15 protein-coding genes are annotated in these 24118 nt (G+C 41.9%); 10 read left to right on the top strand and 5 right to left on the bottom strand.

The genetic code is table 11. The features are described from left to right. Window positions 1-8: 8 nt before the first annotated feature. From H8744_RS11070 to H8744_RS11055, 4 genes are all read right to left on the bottom strand, one after another. The gene (locus H8744_RS11070; RefSeq protein ID WP_262434879.1) at window positions 9-3146 is read right to left on the bottom strand and encodes a virulence factor SrfB; all 3138 of its coding nucleotides are present in this window, start codon (window positions 3144-3146) and stop codon (window positions 9-11) included. A 223-nt stretch (window positions 3147-3369) separates the two neighbouring features. Continuing rightward, the gene (locus H8744_RS11065; RefSeq protein ID WP_262434878.1) at window positions 3370-4104 is read right to left on the bottom strand and encodes a UpxY family transcription antiterminator; all 735 of its coding nucleotides are present in this window, start codon (window positions 4102-4104) and stop codon (window positions 3370-3372) included. A gap of 620 nt (window positions 4105-4724) precedes the next feature. Further along, on the bottom strand, window positions 4725-5813 hold the full coding sequence (locus H8744_RS11060) for an acyltransferase (protein ID WP_262434877.1): 1089 nt from the start codon (window positions 5811-5813) through the stop codon (window positions 4725-4727). Between the two features lie 239 nt (window positions 5814-6052). After that, window positions 6053-6595 (bottom strand): beta-class carbonic anhydrase, encoded by a 543-nt coding sequence (locus H8744_RS11055; RefSeq protein WP_262434876.1) that lies wholly within the window; start codon window positions 6593-6595, stop codon window positions 6053-6055. Between the two features lie 84 nt (window positions 6596-6679). Between H8744_RS11055 and H8744_RS11050 the strand changes: the two genes are divergently transcribed. The 9 genes from H8744_RS11050 to H8744_RS11010 all read left to right on the top strand — a co-directional run bounded on the left by H8744_RS11050 (window position 6680) and on the right by H8744_RS11010 (window position 18167). Then, entirely contained in the window at window positions 6680-7849 is a 1170-nt protein-coding gene (locus H8744_RS11050; RefSeq protein WP_262434875.1) for a clostripain-related cysteine peptidase, read from the top strand. 19 nt (window positions 7850-7868) lie between these two features. After that, on the top strand, window positions 7869-8852 hold the full coding sequence (locus tag H8744_RS11045) for a GNAT family N-acetyltransferase (protein WP_262434874.1): 984 nt from the start codon (window positions 7869-7871) through the stop codon (window positions 8850-8852). 73 nt (window positions 8853-8925) lie between these two features. Continuing rightward, window positions 8926-11334, top strand: coding sequence for a TonB-dependent receptor (locus tag H8744_RS11040; RefSeq protein WP_262434873.1), 2409 nt, complete (start codon window positions 8926-8928; stop codon window positions 11332-11334). A gap of 101 nt (window positions 11335-11435) precedes the next feature. Then, window positions 11436-11840, top strand: coding sequence for a methylmalonyl-CoA epimerase (gene mce, locus H8744_RS11035; RefSeq protein ID WP_262434872.1), 405 nt, complete (start codon window positions 11436-11438; stop codon window positions 11838-11840). 142 nt (window positions 11841-11982) lie between these two features. Next, on the top strand, window positions 11983-13536 hold the full coding sequence (locus tag H8744_RS11030) for an acyl-CoA carboxylase subunit beta (protein ID WP_262434871.1): 1554 nt from the start codon (window positions 11983-11985) through the stop codon (window positions 13534-13536). 31 nt (window positions 13537-13567) lie between these two features. After that, window positions 13568-14500: an OadG family transporter subunit gene (locus tag H8744_RS11025; RefSeq protein WP_262434870.1), complete on the top strand. Its 933-nt coding sequence runs from the start codon at window positions 13568-13570 to the stop codon at window positions 14498-14500. 25 nt (window positions 14501-14525) lie between these two features. After that, window positions 14526-14969 carry a biotin/lipoyl-containing protein gene (locus H8744_RS11020; protein WP_262434869.1) on the top strand — a complete coding sequence of 148 codons (444 nt, stop codon included), beginning with the start codon at window positions 14526-14528 and terminating at the stop codon, window positions 14967-14969. Window position 14970: 1 nt separating this feature from the next. Then, window positions 14971-16131: a sodium ion-translocating decarboxylase subunit beta gene (locus H8744_RS11015; protein ID WP_262434868.1), complete on the top strand. Its 1161-nt coding sequence runs from the start codon at window positions 14971-14973 to the stop codon at window positions 16129-16131. Window positions 16132-16316: 185 nt separating this feature from the next. Further along, complete coding sequence (locus H8744_RS11010) at window positions 16317-18167, top strand: glycoside hydrolase family 13 protein (RefSeq protein WP_262434867.1); 1851 nt, start codon at window positions 16317-16319, stop codon at window positions 18165-18167. 441 nt (window positions 18168-18608) lie between these two features. Here the strand turns inward: H8744_RS11010 and H8744_RS11005 are convergent, their stop codons facing one another. Further along, window positions 18609-22685 (bottom strand): two-component regulator propeller domain-containing protein, encoded by a 4077-nt coding sequence (locus tag H8744_RS11005; protein ID WP_262434866.1) that lies wholly within the window; start codon window positions 22683-22685, stop codon window positions 18609-18611. Window positions 22686-22916: 231 nt separating this feature from the next. Between H8744_RS11005 and H8744_RS11000 the strand changes: the two genes are divergently transcribed. Then, window positions 22917-24110: a glycoside hydrolase family 76 protein gene (locus H8744_RS11000; protein WP_262434865.1), complete on the top strand. Its 1194-nt coding sequence runs from the start codon at window positions 22917-22919 to the stop codon at window positions 24108-24110. Window positions 24111-24118 lie beyond the last annotated feature (8 nt).

Genomic DNA, 24118 nt, shown 5'->3' with positions numbered 1-24118 from the left:
CTATATTTTTAAATGCCTATATGAAGTTTGAAAATACCGGTGTCTAACCAATTTGTCGTATCTTCGAACCAAGTTTGTAGTGCTAATTCAAAATACTTTGTAGATAAATCATTCCTTTCACTATCCTCAATAGAGCCAATTTTGACATACTCTTTATCTTCATTGTACTCTCTCTCAAACCAGAAATTCAAAGGGGAGTGACGACACATCCTGATTTTCATGGTTTCCATTTCCCTTGCTATTCTTTCAGGTGCAATGTCCTTTTCTGGAGTATCTGCAGGAAGCCCGGACTGCCTCTTGACAGATTCTATGGCCTTACTACGTATGTTTTTGTCATTGAACTTAAGGACATATAATAGGTTTGCAGGATACCCTTCAACGTCAATTTGTTTGGTTCCTAAGCAAATAGGAAATGCCGCTAACGTTTTGTAAGCCCCATTGATTTCTGGAGTTAATATATTGTCGAGTGTCCCTATTTGAGTGTTAATTATACCTACGTATTCTGCTGTCGGCAGTACTTTCGTTTTTAAGCATTCGGTATTAAGACGGAATTGACTCAAACGTCCATTTTCGGCCAAATATGCGATCAAAGCTCCAACGGCAACCATAGATTTGTTATCTCTGAAGTGACCTATGTCGGTAGAACCCGGATACCAACTTCCTACTCGATAATTATTCATAGAAACCAGCCTGTTAGGAGCAGTCGGATATAGACGCCTTATCATGTTCTGTATTTGTTTTAATGAACACGGGCGTCCGCTAATGAGGACTATATCGCATTTGTAAGTATGGAACAAGGCTGCCCACTTGCGCATATTTTTCTCGAATACCCTGCGAATAATCTCGTTGATAAATTTAGGAGAATAACGTATTACTAAATCTTCAAACCTAAAGCCTATTTGCTGTGTAAAGAAATCCATCAGGGCTTGGGACGGCTTGTTGCTCACAAAAATATCAGAGAATGTATATGGTTTCTCTTCCATGTCTCGTTGCAATTTATCAAGCAAGAAATTCGCGATAGGCTGGAGTACTTGTATCATAAACTCCTTTCTCATCTTTTTCTCCCTGTTGCCCATATTTTGTGTATCAGAAAAGAAATGATGCATCTTATCCGATACATTGTTACATCCCATTGATATTAGTTTGGCTGTAATAATGCCGGACGCTTCAGGATATTCTTGTTGTGGAGAATCGAGTAGAACATCAACTATCACCCTTTTTATTAAATCATCACCTGCAATTTTGAAACTTTCCCAAAAGAGAGGCACAGGCCTAATACTCTCTGCTGTATGAGTGTAGTTGCATATCATAACATCTGTTGTGCCCGCTCCAATATCTAAAGTTCCAATGGTCAATGACGGCGTTTCCTCCCTATTGCGACGTTGTCCATAAATACTAAAAAGCTCTGACGCATTACCCAAATACCTACGCAGTTCACTGTAAAGATAAACCATTTGGCAACAGGTGGCTTCGTCATAATTCCAGCTACGACGCACGTCTAAATTATCTGCTTTCAAAGATAAGTCTCTTACCGAGGGGATGATTTCTATTTTATCCGTATCTCCCTCTGGATTGTATGGCTGATTGTATGTATTTGTGTAATATCTTTTAAGAACAATGCTAGCCTCTTCCATTGCCCTACGTAATGTTTTCTGTTCTTCTTTTGCCATTGCGGTAGGGCAAGTTAATATTACGCGCTTGATGACACGTTTTTTGTCCTCTTCTCCATTGTTCAGTCTGAACTCATAGCTATTAATCTGCTGTCGAACTTGCAATAATATTTCGATGAAGCAAAATGTCATCAGACTACTTCTTGAGTATGAACTTTTGTCGCCCATTTCTTGTGGATTTGGAGCAAAGCGACCGTCATTATAGAACTGTTGCATTATTCCATCATAATCAACAGTTCGTGCAGGACCAATAAAACGATCTTTCTCCGATATGTATTTCCATTGAGAAGAATAGGGCTCAGTATCCCAAAGGAATCGTTTGGGACTACTGTAACTGGTGTCAAATTGTGATGGTGTATCTAAATCTTGGTCACCGCTATAAATGCTTCTAATAGCTTCTTTTCCGAGTCGCACAACACTTGGCCACTTAAACATTCCGTCAGGAGAAGGAATATCAAAGGCCTCTTCCTTGAAACATAGACGCATGTCAAATGGTTCCGCATATAATTCTCCGGTTTCTAAATCCCTTAACTTTATAATTGACGATTTTGAGAAAGATGTATCTATTGGATCTTCTGCAATCAAACCAAACGTGCGAGAATTTCCAATATCAAGAACCAAGTTCGTAGCAATAGGAACGGTTTCAGCATCATTGTATAATCTTATGTCTGGAAGTATTTGCAGACGATGTAAATAAGTTATAAGATAAGCATAATACACTAAATACTTCATCTTCTGTCCAACCTCAAAAGCATCGAGATCAGAACTATTTAGAATTTCTTGCAAATACCGATTAAGCCATGGTCGTTCCTGAATATTACAGTACTCATACGCTTTCAATGGCACAATAATAGATTGAATTAGCTCTTTTTGCCTTCCAACCATCTGTTCTATATCTTCGGCAGACAAGCCACAAAGAGAGTAATCTAGAAATGGCTCTCCTTGAAAATTGGTTGATTCCTTTTCTAACTCTGGATGTGACGTCGTATCAAATGCTAAGAACAATTTGTATTCCTTTAGAGAGCGAGTAGCTGTTTTAGGAATCAGCTTGATACGGCACCAATTAGTTGGAGTTGTGCTATTTCCAGAGGAGTCCCTTACGAAATATGGCATAGGAAGCCATTTATTTTCAATTTGTTCCAAAGCACTTAACCTTCTATCACCAATGGTAACGTCAAGTCTATTGACAGTTAGCAGATTTTCAACGTCTAACCAATTCATAGCTTCATTTATTTCGCTTTCATCCATTAATTCGTTCGTAACAGGGTTAAGATAACCGCCTCCTATTAAATCCATTCTACGAAGATATTTATCGTGCATAGGAAAATAATAGGTAGGATCCAGATAAACTCTATCCCCATATCTAAATTCATAAAAGCGAAGAGCTCTTATCACACTTGCGTTAAGATCTATAACCAAATTTTCTGGAAGTTCATAATATTGAATGCCAGTGTTATGTATCAATGGTATAGGCATATTTTTTATTATTAATATTATTATTACGATATTTCTATGTTATTTGTAATCGGTAACTTTGCTTCGTCACACTCTCAAAAACAGCCATTGGAATTGCAATGCAGTAAACCGCTTTGTCACAATCACTCCAAAGATAACCATCCTTTCTATTTTCTGTGGTACGCATGGTTTCTGTTTGCCTTTAATGGTTTACTTTTATGGTTTATATATCACCTTTTGACTTTTATTTTAGAGAAGTATCCTTTGCAGAATTTAAAGGCTTCAAGAATGCCGTTGGAATATAGGCCGTAGCCACCATGCATAAGCCTTCAATCTCTACTATCACCCGTTGTTGTCCGGCCACTCTCGCCACTCTTCCTTCCACTCCCTTGAAATCGCCATCGATGATTTTCACCATATCACCGTTCTTATAGTGGCAATGCTCCGGTTCGACCACTCTGATATGCTCATTATCGATGTTCGTTGCATGAATAAAATTCATCATCTCTTTATATCGAACTGTAAGTGGTGGATTCTTACCATATTCATTGATGGCAAAATGATTGTAATAGTAATTCAGGATTTTGCTGTTGGAGTTGTTTTCAACAGCCGATTTTATATACTCTTCCGTAGTATATACAAAAAGGATATTGGGTAGAAGAGGCTCTGTCACTCGCTTCTTCTTTCCTTTAATCAGTTTCATTTCAAACCGCATTGGTAAATATACTTCAGCTTTATCATTTTCTATGATATCCTGAATTTTACTTATCCGATTGTAGGTAACTCGCAAGACGAACCATTTCCTGTCTGGAACTTGAGCATATCTTACCGACACCCCTGTTTGTGAGCTTTGTGCTTCGGAGGAAACATTGGAAGTAAATCCAACGTGAGGAGGTTCTATCCCGCCTTGTCGGGTGTCCACATTAGACAATGTGTTCATATCGGTCATCAAAGTGTTGCCCTCTGTAATAGAAAGCATCTATCGTTTACGAGTCACAAAGTAAATAAATATTAAGTAATCATGCTTTAAAAACATCTATTATTTGTAGATAATTCAAAATATTTAGACTGAATACAAATAACATATTTTCCACATAGTAGCGGTTTAATGCTATTTAATCAGACGTACCAACAGTTTAAACACGAAAATGACAAATTATTAAAAACGTATTATTGACGATAAATATTATTTCAAGCGGATTGTGTATTCATAAATGATTTTTTCACCAAAATCCTTATCAACCTTCTATATACATTTGTGTTTGTGTATCTATAGGAGGTACCCCCTCCTCCTATAGATACACAAACACAAATGTATATAGAAGGTTGATATCAAGATATGAAAGAAAACGGTTGCTAATTTGACAGTAATTCAACTAAGTCAAATAAAGGATTGATTATTAATAGCTATGAATAAAAATAAGATTTGAATTAATAATTATAGATGGAACACCCGTTATCAGTATATGTTATGCCCCGTAAGATATATACATACGAGGCATAACATATATTGGCACTTTCCTTACAAATAATTCATTTTGAATCAAACTATTTGTTACCAAAAACACCGATTTCAGCAACCGGCTTCCTGTCCAGTATTTAACCTATAATCCATTTACTGCCCGGTATGAATGAAATAATTTTTGCAGTTACGAAACAACTGATAAATGTGCTTACTGCAATACAGGGAATAGCGGAAACGGTAGGCAATGCCAAAGTCTGCTTGAATACTGTTACCCACAGACCGAGCCAGAATATGTGCATAAGATACATGCCATAGCTGAGTTTTGATAATTCTGTTATGATTCGTGGTCCCTTCGGTGTAGTTATACATGTGAACATCAGGAACGTACCCGCTGTGAGAAGCACACAGTTGATTGTGCAGAATGACCATCCTATTTCCAGCACGGGAGTGGTATGGAGTTCTCCGGGTATAGCTTGCACATAGAATGAGTAAATGGTCAATACAGCACCGACAACCATTGAAATGAGTCCAATAATAAAACGTTTGGAACGATTCCATGTGAGGTGGACATGTATATAATGTGCTAATACGAGGTATCCCAAATAGCCGGAGAAGTACCATAATATATGGTATTCGTTCCAAAAGCATTGTCCCCACACTTCCCCACACCAACGGTTAAGATACGGCATACAAGTTGACAAAGCGAACAGCCCTATGAAGAAAAGCTCTTCTTTCGCTGAAACTTTTCTCAGCCATGGTGATATGACGGGGATAAACAAGTAAAGGCTGAGCAGAGGATACATGAACCACAGATGTCCGGCCAGTGTCGGGAAGTTCAAGAGAATTCGTGATAAATCTTTCAAGGATGTTTCCCCATCTATCTGTCCCCACAACATCGGCAGAGTACTGTATAATATCATAAATACGACAAAAGGAGGCACAACGCGGATAAAACGTTGGCGATAGAATTGCCATGTGGTCTGTCCTTCCTTCATCGGTGCAAGAAGAAATGCGGATACAATCATAAACAATGGTACTGCCATGCGTGAGAAGCCATCGTATACAGACACCCACAGACGGTCTGCCTCATTGGCCAGAAAAGACTGCGGCCCTGCCATATCCGTAGATCCCGGGGCACCGTAAAAATTTTCACTGGAATGAACAATCATGACGAGAAAGCACGCGAACACGCGCACATAATCCAAAAAAACAATACGTTTCATTTTTTGTTTGGGTTTTCTTTGTTAGTAATTTTGTCTATTTTAATGCGAAACATGCATTCATGACGGGAATCCTTCATTAAACTTTCCCGATGCTGTTTTATTTGGAGGCAAAGATAAAGAGAATATTTGAAAGATAGATAATAACTGGATATAATAATGCTCCCACTAAAAAATGGGAGCATCGCCATGTATAAGAAGATGTTTCTCTCACACAATTTCTATATTCATAAATGTATAAATCAAACCACCCTGGTCAATTTACCGGTTAAAGAATCGATAATCAGACCATGTACTTTTATATCTCCGGGGATCAATGGGTGATGAATAATAGAGTCTACGGTACCTTTTACCGATTCGGCAGTGTCATCAAATCCACCCAGCCACGACCGGAAATCAATTCCGCAATAGCGGATCATATCGATGGTTTCTTCACGAATGCCTCTCGCCAGCATCCGGCCGATAATCTCTTCACTATCCATGTGATGCGCTCCACAATCGGAATGGGCAATCACAAGCACCTCTTCCACCCCTAGTTCATAAATTGCCACAAGCAAACTGCGGATAACACTACCGAAAGGATGGGAAATAACAGCACCAGCGTTTTTGATAATCTTAGCATCACCATTCTTCAACCCCAAAGCAGCTGGAAGTAATTCTGTCAGGCGAGTGTCCATACATGAGAGGATAGCAAGTTTTTTATCAGGATATTTATTCGTGATAAACTTCTCATACCCTTTCTTCTCTACAAACTGCTCATTGAAAGCAAGAATCTCTTCTACCATAATTCTTTTGTTTATTTTATTAAGATACAACAAAGCTATCTCTTTTTTGTTGAAAAAAGAAATAAAAGTGTAACTTTGTATTCAATGAGACAAACGTTTAAGTGCATATTCCTGTTTTTATCCTTTTTCATCGTAGCCTGTGAGAATGAGGATATTCCTGTAACACCCTCCAAGTCGGAGCAAACGGTGTTGATGTATCTGCCATGGGCAAATAATCTTTTACCTTTTTTCGAAACCAACATTTCGGATATGGAAAGTGTAGTAGCCCGGAATATCCTCCAAAATGAAAGAATTATCGTATTCCTCTCTACAACGGCAACGAAAGCCAGTCTTTTTGAGTTGAAATATGAGAAAGGAAAATGCGTACGTATCCCTCTCAAAGAATATGACAACCCGGCTTTTACTACGGTGAACGGTATTGCGGGCATCCTGAACGATGCTAAATCTTTCGCACCTGCCCGACGATATGCCATGACCATCGGTTGCCACGGCATGGGCTGGATTCCGGTTTCATCGCCTGCATCCCGCAGTATCGGTGAAAAAGAGTACTGGGAATATGAAGGTGTACCTTTGACCCGCTACTTCGGAGGAACCGAAAAAGAGTACCAAACGGATATTTCCACACTTGCCGAAGGAATCGCACAGGCAGGCATAAAAATGGAATACATTCTTTTCGATGATTGCTATATGTCTTCCATCGAAGTAGCTTATGACCTGAAAGAAGTAGCCGATTATCTCATTGCGTGCCCCACCGAAATCATGGCTTACGGGATGCCTTATGCCGAAATCGGCCCTTACCTGTTCGGTGATGTAGATTATGAAAACATCAGTAATGCATTTCTCCGTTTTTACAAAAGCTACAGCGATATGCCGTGCGGGACAATCGGGATTACTTTCTGTCCGGAACTCGACAATCTTGCCTCTGTCATGAAAAAGGTAAATGATAGGTTTGCACTCGACACCCATATTAATTATCAAATACAACGCATGGACGGATATAGTCCTGTACGTTTTTTCGATTTTGGCGATTATGTCAGCAAGCTTTGCAAAGACCCGGAATTAATGGCCGAATTTGAAGCCCAATTCGAACGCACCGTCCCCGGAAAATACAAGAAACACACCGAATATTATTATTCGATGAGTATGGGAAAAGTCAAAGTAAACACTTATTCTGGCATTACCACCTCCGAATCGAGTGTCAGTTCGTCCACCCAATCAATTACAGAGACATCATGGTATAAAGCAACACATTAAGTAAATCCGGATCAGAAAAATGCCACTAAGACTCACTACATATTATCGCGGAAACGAAATACCCGATTTGCCGGGAAAGAATACCTTCCATTCCAAAGAGTTGTTTTTGATCTATGAAGCAACTCCGGGATATTCTCCGGTTTATATTGTCGCCACCATTGACGGCAAACCTGTGGCAAAGTTATTGGCAGGCATTCGTACCAACAAATCATTGTTCCCTCCATCCATTGTTAGACGGTGTGAAATATATGGTACCGGAGATTATATGGATGATGCAATAGATCGGGAAGCCGTTTTCGGTGAAATGTTGGAACACCTCACAACAGAAGTATTACGAGTCTCCTTCATGATAGAATTTCGCAATCTGGACAATGCATTGTTCGGCTATAAGTACTTTCGGGAAAACAACTACTTCCCCGTCAATTGGTTACGTGTACGCAACTCCCTCCACAGTCAGAAAAAGGTGGAAGAACGTTTCAGTCCCTCGCGTCTCAGGCAAATCAAGAAAGGCATACAAAACGGGGCGAAAGTAGAGGAAGCGCATTCTATTGAAGAAATCCGGGAATTCTCACGAATGCTTTACAAGGTCTATTCCTCACACATACGCAAACATTTTCCAAACATTGAATTCTTCCGGCATATGGAAGAAAAGTTAATACGCAGCGACCAAGGAAAGATTTTCATCGTACGCTATAAAGAGAAAATCATCGGTGGTTCGGCATGTATTTATTCAGAAGACAGTGCCTACCTTTGGTTTTCAGGAGGAATGAGGAAGACATACGCTCTTCAATATCCCGGAATATTAGCCGTATGGATGGCTCTTAAAGATGCCTATGAACGGAAATTCAGGCACTTGGAATTCATGGACGTTGGATTACCTTTCAAAAAACACGGATACCGTGACTTCGTACTTCGCTTTGGTGGAAAGCAAAGCAGCACACGCCGCTGGTTTCGTTTCCGGTGGAACTGGTTGAACAATTTATTGGTCAAAATATACGTTTAAAGCGTTTTTCACGTTATAGTTCTTAGTAGTTAAGTAGTAAATAGTGACTATTTGGCTACTTAAAGAATTAAGTATGAAGTATCGCCTTTCAATCATTTATCTGCTTTTACTATTTACCTTGCCTGTCTTGGCACAACAAGTCAAGATAGGAGGTGTAATCTCGGACGAGAACGGAGACCCTATCGAACTGGCTACAGTACGGATCGAAGGAACCGCTACCGGTACAGTCAGTAACTTAAAAGGCAAATACTCACTCAAATTCTCGTCCAGGGACACCGTCACACTCATCTATTCCATGATAGGGTACAACACCCGCAAGCGTGTATTGGTACGTCCCCAAGGAAACATCAACATCAACATGACACTGCCCGTACTGGACTATGAATTGGGAGAAGTAACCATTACTGAAAACCGTCGGCAGACCGGAACGGTGCAACAAATAGATATCAAAGCCAATAAACTGATGCCCGACGCTTCCGGTGGCAATATCGAATCAATTATCGCTACCCAGGCAGGAGTCAGCTCGAACAATGAACTAAGCTCGCAATACAATGTCCGTGGAGGAAGTTTCGATGAAAACATGGTTTACGTCAACGGCACGGAGGTTTACCGTCCTCTTCTCATCCGTTCGGGGCAACAGGAAGGATTGAGTTTCATTAATCCGGATATGGTAGAAAGTGTCGGTTTTTCGTCAGGAGGATACGAAGCACGTTATGGAGACAAAATGTCATCTGTGCTGGACATCACCTATAAAAAGCCTGAACGCTTTGAAGCGACCGGTGCCTTTAGTCTTTTAGGCGTATCGGCATACTTGGGATTCGGTAACAAAAAATTTTCATGGATCAATAGCGTCCGATATAAGAGTAACCGATATTTATTAGGAACTCTTGACACGAAAGGTGAATACGATCCCCAATTCACCGATTATCAGACTTTCTTGAACTGGAGACCGAATAAACGTTGGGAATTCGGATTTATCGGGAATATCTCGGAAAACAAATACATATTCCAACCCGAAGACCGCACCACCCGATTCGGTACGTTATCCGAAGTAAGGGAATTCAAAGTCTATTTCGACGGCCAGGAACGGGACTTGTTCCGCACTTTTTTCGGGGCAGGTAGCGCAACCTATCATTTTAACGACCACAATAGCCTGACTTTTCAAGCCGCTGCTTTTCATACGAAAGAACAGGAAACCTACGACATCACAGGTCAATACTGGTTAAACGAACTCGATCCGTCGGGTGAAGATGAAGAAGCGGAAGACACGGGAGAAACCATCGGTGTAGGCACTTACATGGAGCATGCCCGCAATTACCTGAATGCCGATGTACAAAGTTATTCATTAACCGGTAAACATCAGGTGAAGCGCCATGCCATACAATGGGGCCTAGAACTAAAAAAGGAACGTATCAAAGACAAACTCCGCGAATGGGAATTGCGTGACTCTGCAGGGTATTCGTTACCGCAAGTCCCGGACGGTCCGGAATTAATATACAGCATGTCATCAAAAAACGACATCAGCAGCAGCCGTATGTCGCTATACGCTCAAGACAGCTATAAATTCAAGACAAATGCAGGATTATTCACACTTACTGCCGGCTTAAGGGGAAGCTATTGGAGTTGGAACAAAGAATTTATAGTCAGTCCGCGTGCTTCACTGGCTCTCATTCCTGCATTCAACGAACAATTCACTTTTCGTGCAGCGGCAGGTGTCTATTACCAGGCACCATTCTACAAAGAATTCCGCGACACGACCATGGTAGACGGCATGGCTACCGTCTCTCTTAACAAGGACATTAAATCTCAACGTTCTATACATTTCGTAGTAGGCAGCGACTTCAATTTTCGAGCCGTAGGACGTCCCTTCAAATTCACGGCTGAAGTATATTACAAAGCCCTGAGCAACCTTATACCTTATAATATAGACAATGTCCGTATCAGCTATTACGGACGCAACATGGCAAACGGGTACGCCATGGGGTTGGACATGAAATTATTCGGTGAATTTGTGCCGGGAACGGACTCTTGGCTAACCTTCTCAGTGATGAAGACCGAAGAAAAAATAAACGGCAAATGGCTTCCCCGACCAACGGATCAGCGTTATAATCTTTCTCTATATTTTACAGACTATTTCCCTGGAAGCAAGAAATGGAAGATGAACCTCAAGGGTACCCTTGCCGGTGGTTTCCCCTTCGGCCCCCCTCATAGCGGACGTGAAGAAGCCGTGTTCCGCACTCCGGCTTATAAACGTGTGGACATCGGTATGTCCCGTGTAATTATTGATAATACAGACAAGCACCGAACCGGCTTCGGACGTAATATTCGTAGCATATGGTTGGGACTTGATGTTTTCAATTTGCTAAATATTAGCAACGTCAACTCCTATTATTGGGTGACGGATGTATACAATAACCAGTTCGCAGTACCTAATTACCTTACATCTCGTCAAATTAACGTCCGGTTGTTAATTGACTTTTGAAATTAAATGCTGAAATATTTCTTTATTAATAAAGAATTGACTTTCTTTGTGCTGGTTTATTTGAACCGAAGTTTAATTAATCCAATATAAAAAATACAGTTATGAAGATTTCACACATCGAACACCTGGGCATCGCTGTAAAGAGCATCGAGGAAGCCCTTCCTTATTATGAGAATGTATTAGGTCTGAAATGTTACAACATCGAAACAGTAGAAGACCAGAAAGTAAGAACAGCTTTTCTAAAAGTAGGTGACACCAAAATCGAATTATTGGAACCAACCTCTCCCGAAAGTACTATTGCCAAATTTATTGAAAACAAAGGTGCCGGCGTTCATCACGTTGCATTCGCCATGGAAGACGGTGTAGCCAATGCATTGGCAGAAGCTGAAGAAAAGGGAATCCGCTTGATCGACAAAGCCCCACGCAAAGGTGCGGAAGGACTTAACATAGCTTTCCTTCACCCGAAATCTACATTGGGAGTTTTGACCGAACTTTGCGAACATTAAATTCATTGTCTGTCTGACGATTTACAATTTGCAACTCCATCCGTTCCAACGGTATCCGGATCAAACGTAGCTTGTAAACCGTCAGATTCTCAAACCCCGGAAAAAGAAAATTGTAAATAACTAAATAGTAAATTGAAAACTTATGAGTAACCAGCTTGAAAAAATTAAAGAGCTTATCGAGCGCCGTGCAGTAGCACGCATCGGTGGTGGTGATAAAGCAATTGCCAAGCAGCACGAAAAAGGTAAATACACAGCACGCGAACGTATAGCCATGCTGCTCGATGAAGGTAGCTTTGAAGAAATGGACATGTTCGTAGAACACAGATGTACAAACTTCGGTATGGAAAAGAAGCACTATCCGGGCGATGGTGTAGTTACCGGATGCGGTACAATCGGTGGACGGCTTGTTTATATATTCGCTCAGGATTTCACCGTTTCCGCAGGTTCATTATCAGAAACCATGTCACTGAAGATATGTAAGATTATGGATCAAGCGATGAAGATGGGAGCCCCCTGTATCGGTATCAATGACTCGGGTGGTGCCCGTATTCAAGAAGGTATCAACGCTTTGGCTGGTTACGCAGAAATTTTCCAACGCAATATTCTTGCCTCCGGAGTTATTCCGCAGATTTCCGGTATCTTTGGTCCGTGTGCCGGTGGTGCCGTTTATTCTCCTGCCCTTACAGACTTCACATTAATGATGGAAGGTACATCTTATATGTTCCTTACCGGACCGAAAGTAGTTAAGACTGTTACCGGTGAAGACGTATCCCAGGAAAACCTGGGTGGAGCAAGCGTTCACTCAACGAAATCCGGTGTTACTCATTTCACAGCACAGACAGAGGAAGAAGGGTTGGCACTCATTCGCAAGTTGTTGAGCTTTATCCCTCAGAATAATTTGGAAGAAGCTCCTTACGTAGATTGCGATGATCCTATCGACCGTTTGGAAGATTCTCTGAATGATATTATCCCTGACAATCCTAACAAACCGTATGACATGTACGAAGTTATCGGTGCCATCGTGGATAATGGCGAATTCCTTGAAATCCAGAAAGACTATGCTAAAAACATTATCATCGGCTTTGCACGTTTCAACGGTCAATCCGTAGGTATTGTTGCCAACCAGCCGAAATACCTGGCAGGTGTTCTTGACAGCAATGCTTCACGCAAAGCAGCACGTTTCGTTCGTTTCTGCGATGCCTTCAATATTCCTATCGTCTCATTGGTAGACGTTCCGGGCTTCCTTCCGGGTACAGGCCAAGAATACAACGGTGTGATCCTGCATGGCGCTAAGTTATTGTATGCTTACGGTGAAGCTACCGTACCAAAAGTAACCATCACGCTGCGTAAGTCTTATGGTGGTTCACACATCGTAATGAGCTGTAAGCAACTTCGTGGTGACATGAACTATGCATGGCCTACAGCAGAAATTGCAGTTATGGGTGGTGCAGGTGCCGTAGAAGTGCTGTATGCACGCGAAGCAAAAGAGCAGGCAAATCCGGCTCAATATCTTGCAGAAAAAGAAGCAGAATACACCAAACTGTTTGCCAATCCTTATAATGCAGCCAAATATGGTTATATTGATGACGTGATCGAACCGCGTAATACCCGTTTCCGCATCATTCGTGCATTGCAACAATTGCAAACCAAGAAATTAACTAACCCGGCTAAGAAGCATGGTAATATTCCATTGTAATCAGGCTTTTTACACTAAAACAAGAACGATTATGAGTAAAACAAAAATCGGAATATTCTGTTCCTTGCTGCTGGTGTTAGGTTTATGCTCTTCCTGTGGAGAGAAAAAATCCAACAATAAGCTGGTACTGAATGAAGTGTTGATCGATAACGAAAGCAACTTTCAGGATGACTACGGTGTACACAGCGCATGGATTGAAATATTCAACAGATCGTTTGGTAGTGCCGATCTCGCAGGGTGTTTGCTGAAAGCAAGCAGCCAACCGGGTGATACCATTACCTATTTTATACCGAAAGGTGACATTCTTACTTTGGTAAAACCGCGCCAGCACGCTTTGTTCTGGGCTGACGGAGAACCGAATCGGGGAACCTTCCATACGAGCTTCAAGCTCAACACGGAAACCTCCAACTGGATCGGATTATATGATTCGGGAAAAAAACTGCTTGATCAGATCGTGATCCCTGCAGGCATCCTGCAAGCAGACCAATCTTACGCTCGCGTAAGCGATGCTGCCGACCAGTGGGAAGTAAAAGGTCAAAGTGCAGACAAATACGTTACTCCAAGTACCAACAACAAAACACTTGACAAAAACGCCAAGATGGAGAAGTTCGAGGAACACGATGGCGTAGGTATCGGAATGGCTATTTCTGCTATGAGTGTGGTATTTTTAGGACTAATCCTTCTGTTCATATCATTCAAAGTTATCGGAAGAGCTTCAATTAACCTCAGTAAACGTAATGCAATGAAAGCTAAAGGCATCACTGATAAGAAAGAGGCAAAAGAGAAACAACTGGGCGAAGTTCCCGGTGAAGTTTTCGCTGCCATTTCAATGGCTATGCACGAAATGCAAAGCGACGTTCACGATGTGGAAGATACAGTCCTCACCATCACTCGCGTAAAACGCAGTTATTCACCTTGGAGTTCAAAGATATATACGCTGCGTGAGACTCCTCACAGAAAGTAAATTACCTAATAAAAAAGTAAAAACGATGAAAGAATATAAATATAAAATCAACGGTAACTCATACAAAGTAACCATTGGAGATATTGAAGACAATATCGCTCATGTCGAAGTGAACGGTACTCCTTATAACGTTGAGATGGAAAAAGCACCGAAAACAACTTCCAAACCGGTTGTACGTCCTGCTGCTCCCGTAGCTTCTACAACTCCGGCTCCTGCTCCGGCACAGGTTGTCAAACCGGCTGCTCCTTCTACGGGTAAATCAGGCGTAAAATCTCCACTTCCCGGTGTAATCCTCGACATCAAAGTAAATGTCGGTGATACTGTAAAGAAGGGTCAGACCATCATCATCCTTGAAGCCATGAAGATGGAAAACAATATCAATGCCGATAAAGACGGTAAAATTACTGCTATCAACGTAAGTAAAGGAGACTCAGTTCTCGAAGGTAATGACCTTGTAATTATTGAATAATATGGGAGATTTTATAAACTTTTTAGGAAACAACCTTGCAGACTTCTGGACCTATACAGGTTTTGCCAATGCTACCGGTGGCCATCTTGTAATGATCATCGTGGGGTTGTTGTTTATCTACCTAGCCGTAGCCAAGGAATTTGAGCCGATGCTGCTCATACCGATCGGCTTCGGTATATTAATTGGTAATATTCCTTTCAATATGGAAGCCGGACTGAAAGTCGGTATTTATGAGGAAGGTTCTGTGCTTAATATACTATATCAAGGCGTAACGTCCGGATGGTATCCACCACTCATTTTCCTGGGTATCGGTGCCATGACAGACTTCTCAGCGCTGATATCCAACCCGAAGCTTATGCTGATTGGTGCTGCCGCCCAGTTTGGTATCTTTGGGGCATATATGACAGCATTAGCTGTCGGATTCGACCCGATGCAGGCTGGTGCTATCGGTATCATCGGTGGTGCAGACGGTCCGACCGCAATCTTCCTTTCTTCCAAGTTGGCACCTAACCTGATGGGAGCAATTGCTGTTTCAGCATACTCTTATATGGCATTAGTGCCAGTGATACAACCGCCTATCATGCGCCTGTTGACAACGAAACACGAACGTTTGATCCGCATGAAACCTCCACGTGTAGTATCACATACGGAAAAAGTAATATTCCCGATCGTAGGTTTATTGCTTACCTGCTTCTTGGTTCCTTCCGGTCTGCCATTGTTAGGAATGTTGTTCTTCGGTAACTTACTGAAAGAAAGTGGTGTTACACGCCGTTTGGCCGAAACAGCCCGTGGCCCGTTGATCGATACGATCACTATCTTGTTGGGACTGACAGTAGGTGCTTCTACACAAGCTTCAGAGTTCTTGACTACGGATTCATTGTGGATCTTCGGTCTGGGTGCTTTCTCATTCATCATTGCTACAGCTTCCGGAGTAATCTTCGTGAAATTGTTCAATTTGGTATTGGGTAAAGACAATAAGATCAATCCGTTGATCGGTAATGCAGGTGTTTCTGCAGTTCCCGACTCAGCACGTATTTCTCAGATTGTAGGTTTGGAATATGATCCGACCAACTATCTGCTAATGCATGCTATGGGTCCGAATGTAGCCGGAGTAATCGGTTCAGCAGTTGCTGCCGGTATCTTGCTGGGCTTCCTGATGTAACAGTCTAAATTAATCATAGTATTTTAAAGTAACTAAGGCGTCTCTTCTTCGCAGAAGAGACGCCTCGCTTTTATAGAGCAATGAAAACGTTTGCATAGCCTTTAAGGATAGATATTAGCGAAGAATTACATGCTTCTCCGCTAATTGTCCTATATTAGCGGAGAAATTAACAAATAGCTAATATCATGAAGAAATTCTTATTTATTTTAGGTTCTTTCTTACTATCCATTAGTACGTATGCAGCCATGAATGTGAATAAAATCGATCCGCCTTTCTGGTATGCCGGCATGAATAACCCGGAACTCCAGTTAATGGTGTACGGTGAAGGCATCGGTGATGCTTCCGTATCCGTCAATTATCCCGGAGTATCACTTAGCAGCACTGTCAAGCTGGAAAGCAACAATTATCTGCTCGTCTACCTACATCTGGATAAAGATGTAAAACCCGGCAAATTACCACTTACTTTCACAGTGGGAAAAAAGAAATTGGTGAAGGAATATGAACTGAAAGCACGTAGCAAGAAGGGCTGTGAACATAAAGGCTTCGATGCTTCAGATGCCCTCTATCTGTTAATGCCGGACCGTTTTGCCAATGGCAATCCGGACAATGACAATCTTCCAGGCATGTCTGCCTATACAGTAGACCGCAATGACCCGAATGCCCGTCATGGTGGTGACTTGGCTGGAATCGAACAGCACTTGGATTACTTTTCAGACTTGGGTGTGACTGCCCTATGGTTTACACCGGTTTTAGAAAATAACATGGAAGGTGGCTCCTATCACGGATACGCAACTACCGATTATTATAAAGTAGATCCGCGTTTCGGAACCAACGAGGAATATTGCCGATTGATTAATAAATCTCATGACCGCGGGATTAAGATCGTTATGGACATGATTTTCAACCATTGCGGTGTGGAACACCAGTGGATCAAGGACATGCCTTCAAAAGACTGGTTCAATAATCCCGATCATGAGAAGAACTTCGTTCAGACTTCTTTCAAACTAACCCCACATGTCGATCCTTACGCTTCAAAATATGATTTCGACCAAATGAACGATGGTTGGTTTGTTACCGTCATGCCGGACTTGAACCAGAAGAATCCGCACGTTTACAAGTATCTGCTGCAGAATAGCATCTGGTGGATTGAATATGCCGACATCGACGGCATCCGGATGGACACTTATCCGTACGCAGATTATGATGCTATGAGTAACTGGATGAAAGAGCTGAATGAAGAGTATCCCAATTATAACACGGTGGGAGAAACATGGGTAACCGAACCGGCTTACACCGCTTGGTGGCAAAAGGATTCCAAACTATCCGCACCTCTCAACAGCAACTTGAAGACAGTTATGGATTTCAGCTTCTACGACAAAATCAATACAGCCAAAAATGAGCAGACAGAAACCTGGTTCAAAGGTCTAGATCGCGTATATAACAACTTTGTTTATGACTTTCTTTACCCGAATCCGGCTTCCGTATTGGCTTTCATCGAAAATCACGATACCGACCGTTTTTTAGGCGAAGGTGACAACCTTCCGATGCTGAAACAAGCATCCACCTTATTGTTGACCACTCGCCGCATTCCACAACTCTATTACGGCACGGAAATCATGATGAACGGTGTGAAAAGCAAGAGCGATGGGTATGTCCGCAAAGATTTCCCCGGTGGCTGGGCGGAAGACAAAGAAAGTGCCTTGACTGCCAGCGACCGTACCCAACTTCAAAATGACTGCTACAATTTCTATAAGACCTTGCTGAACTGGCGCAAAGGAAATGAAGTGATTGCCAAAGGCAGCATGACTCAATTTATGGTTCAAAACGGTGTATATGCCTATGCCCGCCAATACGAAGGCAAGACTGTCTTTGTAATGCTAAACGGAACGGATGCAGAAACGACTTTACCTTTGAAGTTCTACAAAGAAGTACTGAAAGATAAGACGCAAGGAAAAGATATCCTGACCGGAAGAATCATTCAATTGGATGGGGAACTGACTTTGTCGCCCAGAGAATCTTTGGTGATAGAATTGTAAATAACAGATTCTTTTCACGTAAACCCATATCCAGGATAAACTTTCCACCAATACTTTCCCGGTTACATTTTATACAATTCCTATCAGAGAATCTTGCATAAAATGTAATCGGGATATATTATTTAAAGATGGAATTAAGAGAAAACTTCTTACATAAAGCCCACCCGCAACTGAAGGCATCCTACCTCACCGATGAACACCCCGTTAGTCACCGATGAAGGATGTCTTCATCACCGAGGAAGAGGCCGTTGATCACCGAGGTAAAAAGCCCTCCTCACATCTATTGATTATCAACTATTTGCCTCCAAACATTTGATATTACAGAGGAACAACCGGAACTAAAATTTATTGACATATCCTCAACTAAAATTTAGTGTACGATCCGACGCATTTACCATATTATACACCATTACCATTGTATGCTCAGGATACATACATCTTTTATCGATGAGAAAGCTCGTTTGATTGAACGGCTGTTTTGCACTCCTTCTTTTTCTCCTCCCGGTATTGGCGCGGAGTCATTCCGTAACGGGCAGAGAAAAGTTTATAGAAAGTTCCCCGGTTGGTAAAACCGACTTTGTACATCACTTCTTCTACCAAAAGGTGAGTAGTCACCAATAACTGTTCAGCCTTAACAATACGCAAATCCCTGATAATATCCGCTGGAGTCTGATCTGTCACACTCTTCAATTTCCGATAGAATTGTCTGGTGCTGAACCCCAAAATAGAACTTAAAAGATCGACTGAAAGATCAGGATTTTCAATGTTCCGACCGATAACCTCCACCACCTGATCGAAAAAGAGTTTATCCTCCTTGTGCAAGAGCCGTCCGCTATCCATTGAAAACACACTGAACACCGAACTATAATACTCTTTCAATTCAGCTTCACGTCGTATTAAGCGTTCCACCATTTGCTCCAAATAATCCACTTTAAACGGTTTAGTGACATACGCTTCAGCCCCCGCTTCGATACCTTTCACCTGTTCATCTCCGTCATGCAGTGCCGAGAGCAAGATCAATGGGATATGAGACAATAGTTTATCCGACTTAATCTCCCGCACCAACGAAATGCCATCCATACCGGGCATCATCACATCCGAAATAATCAGTCCAGGTTGTTTTTGTTTCAACATCTCCAATGCCTCTTCGGACGATCTCATGGAAAGCACATTGTACTTATTGGATAAAATCTCGGTCACCAAGCAACGGACGGACGGATCATCATCAATTACCATAACTGTCAATTTCGAGCTATCAAAAGCTACATCCGCATTTTGTGACTCGACCGGGGTTTCGGTAACCGGCACCAGTGAAGGCACAAATTCCTTTTCTTGCTCCACAGATTCCGCGTTCGATTGCAATTCCGGGAGTATCACTTCAAAGGAGGTCAATCGTCCCGGTTCGCTGCTTACACGGATTTCGCCATTCAGCATGGTCACCATGCTATGACAGATAGCCAATCCCAATCCGTTGCGAGATGTTCCATTCCTGCTTTGCTGTTCGAAATTATCCAGAATCTTATACCGGTCGAAAATACGTTCCATATCTTCTTGAGGGATGCCTTTTCCTGTATTCGAAACAGTAATATGCAACCGATCCCTATCGACAGACATTTCTACGGATATCCTTCCTTCATCGGATGTATATTTAAAAGCATTAGATATCAAGTTAGTCACAATCTTATTCAGGCATCCCGCATCGGTGTTCCAACGGACATCCGGCTCTATCTGTTGCTGATAATCGACATGCCTGCGTTCGGCCATATCAGTGAACGATTCATAAATGCTTTTTAAATATTCAGAAACCCGAACAGGACGTATCTCTAGCACCTTATTACCTGTCTCAAGACGGCGGAATTCAATCAATTCCTGAATCAGCTGGTTCAACTTCCGGGCATTTTGCAAAATCATGGATGCATATTTCTGTATATATGCATCATCCTTGGCATGAGCTATAATCCTTTCACACGGACCGTAAATCAGTGTTAGCGGGGTACTGAACTCATGAGTGATATTTATAAAGAAGCGCAATTTGGATTCATAAAGTTCATCCCGTTGCCGACGGTTCAGACTATCGATCATGGCATCGCGTTTGCGATGATAACCCATGATAAGCCGCACACCCAATAATGCAATGAGAACGAATGCCAATAGAATATAAACAACATAAGCCAGTGTCGTCATGTACCAGGGAGGATTAATCCGAATCTTTAAAGACTGCGGTTCACTTTCATTGCCTGTTACGGGATTGATGTATTTAACATGCAGGACATATTCTCCCGGTGGAAAGCTGGAAAAAGCTGCAACAGGCGAGAAACCATTTTCCACCCAGTTGTCACTCAACCCTTCCACTTTATAAAGGTAAATATAATTATTCCCGTAAATATAATCGAGTGCAGTAAACGAGAGCCCGAAAAAGTTCTGGTTATAATCCAACTCCAAGACCTTTCGTCCCTCCTCCTCCACCAGATAATCATAAATGTTACATGTCTTGCCAAAGATCGAAAGATTGTTGAAAAGCAATGGAGGCATGTATTCCACGGGGGTATCCCTACTTTCCGTAATAGTCAAAAAGCCATTGACTCCGCCCCAGAAAAGCGTACCTGTAAGTTTGTCTTCAAAATAAGCACCGTCACTAAATTCGATTATTTCCAGACCATCCCGTTCATCATAAGTTTTCAAGGTGTTATCCTTGATATTCAACTTTACAATGCCACGATTCGTACTCAACCAAAGATTCCGGTGCATATCTTCAAGGATACCGTGAATCGTATTATTCGGCAACTTATTCACATTATTGAATACCTGGTATTTGCCATCTGTCCACCGCATCAATCCAAAGCTCGTACCAAACCAGTAACTCCCATTACTTCCCATGATGGCAAATATGTCATTCTGCATCCGACTATTTCCCTCTCCGTCAAAACGGTAGGAAGTGATCTTACCGGTTTCCACATTCACGCGGCAGGCACCCTTTCCACGATTACCGAACCAAATAATAGAGTCATTCTCCTTATAAGATGTAAAAAAGTAGTTGGATGCCCGTTTCCCGTCATCAAGCAATATCCGTTGTGCCGAAAGCACTCGGGGGATATCTGCTTTATAATCTAAGACAACTTTTACGATCCCTTCCCCTACAGTTGCTATCCAAAGCACACTATCGTTAAACTCACAGACAGAATGTACGAATTTCAACGGTTTACCATCGGCAATCACCCGAAACGGATGAATCTTTCTGTCCCGGTAAGAATAATAATTCATTCCACTCTCCCCTCCGATCCACAAATAGCCTTTTCGTCCGGAAGCGAAACAATAGACCGAATTATCCGCCAAAGATGAGTTTCCGCTCAGGTATTGTTCCACAGAAGAAGCCCTATTCTGTTCAATATCATACCCGGGCATCCGAAGAATGCCGTTTCCCTTCGTCCCGACCCACAACGTCCTTTCATCATCCAAAAGAAGTGTACGCACCGGATTGCCCACATTATGGTAAAGCGGAGCATCGAGCAATGTATTTTCAATCCGCACTCCATCCGCAAAATACATATACAGTCCACGACCATCCGTTCCTATCCACAGGATATCCTGTGCTTTATCCTTCATAAGACAAAATATCCCGGAATTTATATCGATAGGAACCACCTCGTATTTCACTTTTCGATCCGGCTGATATTTGAGACAAATCAGTCCACTATTCTTAAAACCGATAAAGAAGTCATTATGATATCGGACAATAGAGGATATTTCCCCCCGTTTATTTATCTCTCCCGTAAGGTCTGCAATGTAATAAGTCTGTCCGCCATGCAGCTTATATTCGTAAAGCTCGTTAAAGGCATCCACGAAAAAGACATTATCTTGTTCAGAAAAAGCACACAACAGATTTATGGAATGAGTGGTCGGACGATGATCTTCAACCTGTATTTTCCCGTTTTGCCTCTGAAGTTTATATCCGTGTGAAGGGGTATCGGATGTGAATACCCAAAGCACATCCTCCTTGTCTACCGTCATTGTCAGCACTTCTTCGAATGCAAATCTTTCTGTTTCCAACCGGTGAAAACGATCCTCCCCGGGACAACAATAATAGATGTATCCGTCATCTTTCATAATGAAAACAGCATTGTCCCGGCTTTTTGTCAGAATACTGACATCCTTGAACTCTCTAAAAGTCTTCACCGTTTGGTGATGTGTATCCAACCGATCCAATCCATAGTTGGTTTGTATCCATAAAGTATGATCATCCCCTTCCATTATACCGTCTATCAGATTGCCGGAAAGGCTGTTGCGCACATCGGCCGGTTGATATAGCCAAAGCCTGTTTCCGTCATAAAGGTTCATTCCGTCACACGTCCCGATCCAAAGCAAACCGTCACTATCCTGACAAACGGAAAGGATCGCGCTGTTGGAAAGTCCTTCCTTACTGGTGAACTGCCGCAGACTATAAGCACAGGCAGACCCGCAAAGACAAACCAACAGAAATAAGACACAATATAAACGGTTCCTCCGGATTTCGGTATTCATACTTTTTATAGTAGTTATATGCACTGGCGAAAATACGTAAAAACAGTCATTATCTCAAAAATGTCTCCTAAAAAGAGAGGTGAAAGGCAGAATTTTGTATATTTTCGTGCCATTTCACTATACTTTTTCTGCCATCAGCCGGCAAAAACACAATTATGTCCTAAATTGGTCATTTTAATTAAGGCGCAACAACTATATTTGTCCCTGCAAACTTATAAACCAAAAGAAAACATGAAAGTACACCAAATCCTCGCAGGAATTTTATGCACTGCCATCTTCACCGGTTGTGCTTCCAAAGACAAGGAACAAGCACGAGCAAACTTCAATTTGGAGAGAGCTGAAGCAACATTAAACGCACTTTATCAGAATTATTCAGCTCCCGACACTTACCTTTTACGTGAAAACTATCCGTTTGACGCTTCGTATACCGCCACTTACCTGGCATCCGAAGAGCAGGCCAATGTCCCAAACCAATATTCCTATCTCTGGCCTTACTCCGGGACATTTTCCGCTGTAAACGCATTGTTGGAAACAAGTAATGATCCCAAATACAAAGAAATCCTCGATGGTAAAGTGCTACCCGGACTGGAAGAATATTACGACTCAGCCCGTGAACCTCATGCTTATTCATCTTACATACACTCTGCCCCAATATCCGACCGTTTTTATGACGATAACATCTGGTTAGGTATCGATTATACCGATATATATACGTATACCAACGAACCCAGATACCTGGACAAGGCAAAAATGATCTGGAAATTTATTGCCAGTGGCACGGACGATCAATTAGGCGGAGGCATCTACTGGTGCGAACAAAAGAAGGAAAGTAAGAATACTTGTTCGAACGCTCCCGGTTCAGTGTTCGCCCTAAAATTGTTTAAGGCCACCGGAGACATTAACTACCTGGCACAAGGCAAACATTTGTATGAATGGACCCAATCACACTTACAGGATCCTACAGATTATCTTTACTTTGACAACATAAGCCTGGATGGAAAAATAGGTAAGGCAAAGTTCGCTTACAACAGCGGACAGATGATGCAATCGGCAGCTTTACTTTACCAACTCACCAATGATCAGAAATACTTGACCGATGCACAAAAGCTGGCTCAAGCGTGCTACAATTATTTCTTTACCGACTTTACACTGCCTAATGGAGAACCATTCAAAATATTAAAAAAGGGAGATGTATGGTTCACTGCCGTCATGCTGAGAGGATTCATCGAGCTTTATAAGACTAATGGAGATAAAACCTATTTGGATGCTTTCAATAAAAGTCTGAATTATGCATGGAACAATGCCCGCGATGAAAAGGGGCTGTTCAACACCGACTTCTCCGGCAATGAAAAAGATGCAAAGAAATGGTTACTCACACAGGCAGCCATGGTGGAGATGTATGCCCGGCTGGCAGCAATTAAATAAATGCAGTA

This window comes from Jilunia laotingensis (genome assembly GCF_014385165.1).
GTDB lineage: Bacteria > Bacteroidota > Bacteroidia > Bacteroidales > Bacteroidaceae > Bacteroides > Bacteroides laotingensis.
This window is presented reverse-complemented; position numbering and strand designations above follow the sequence as displayed.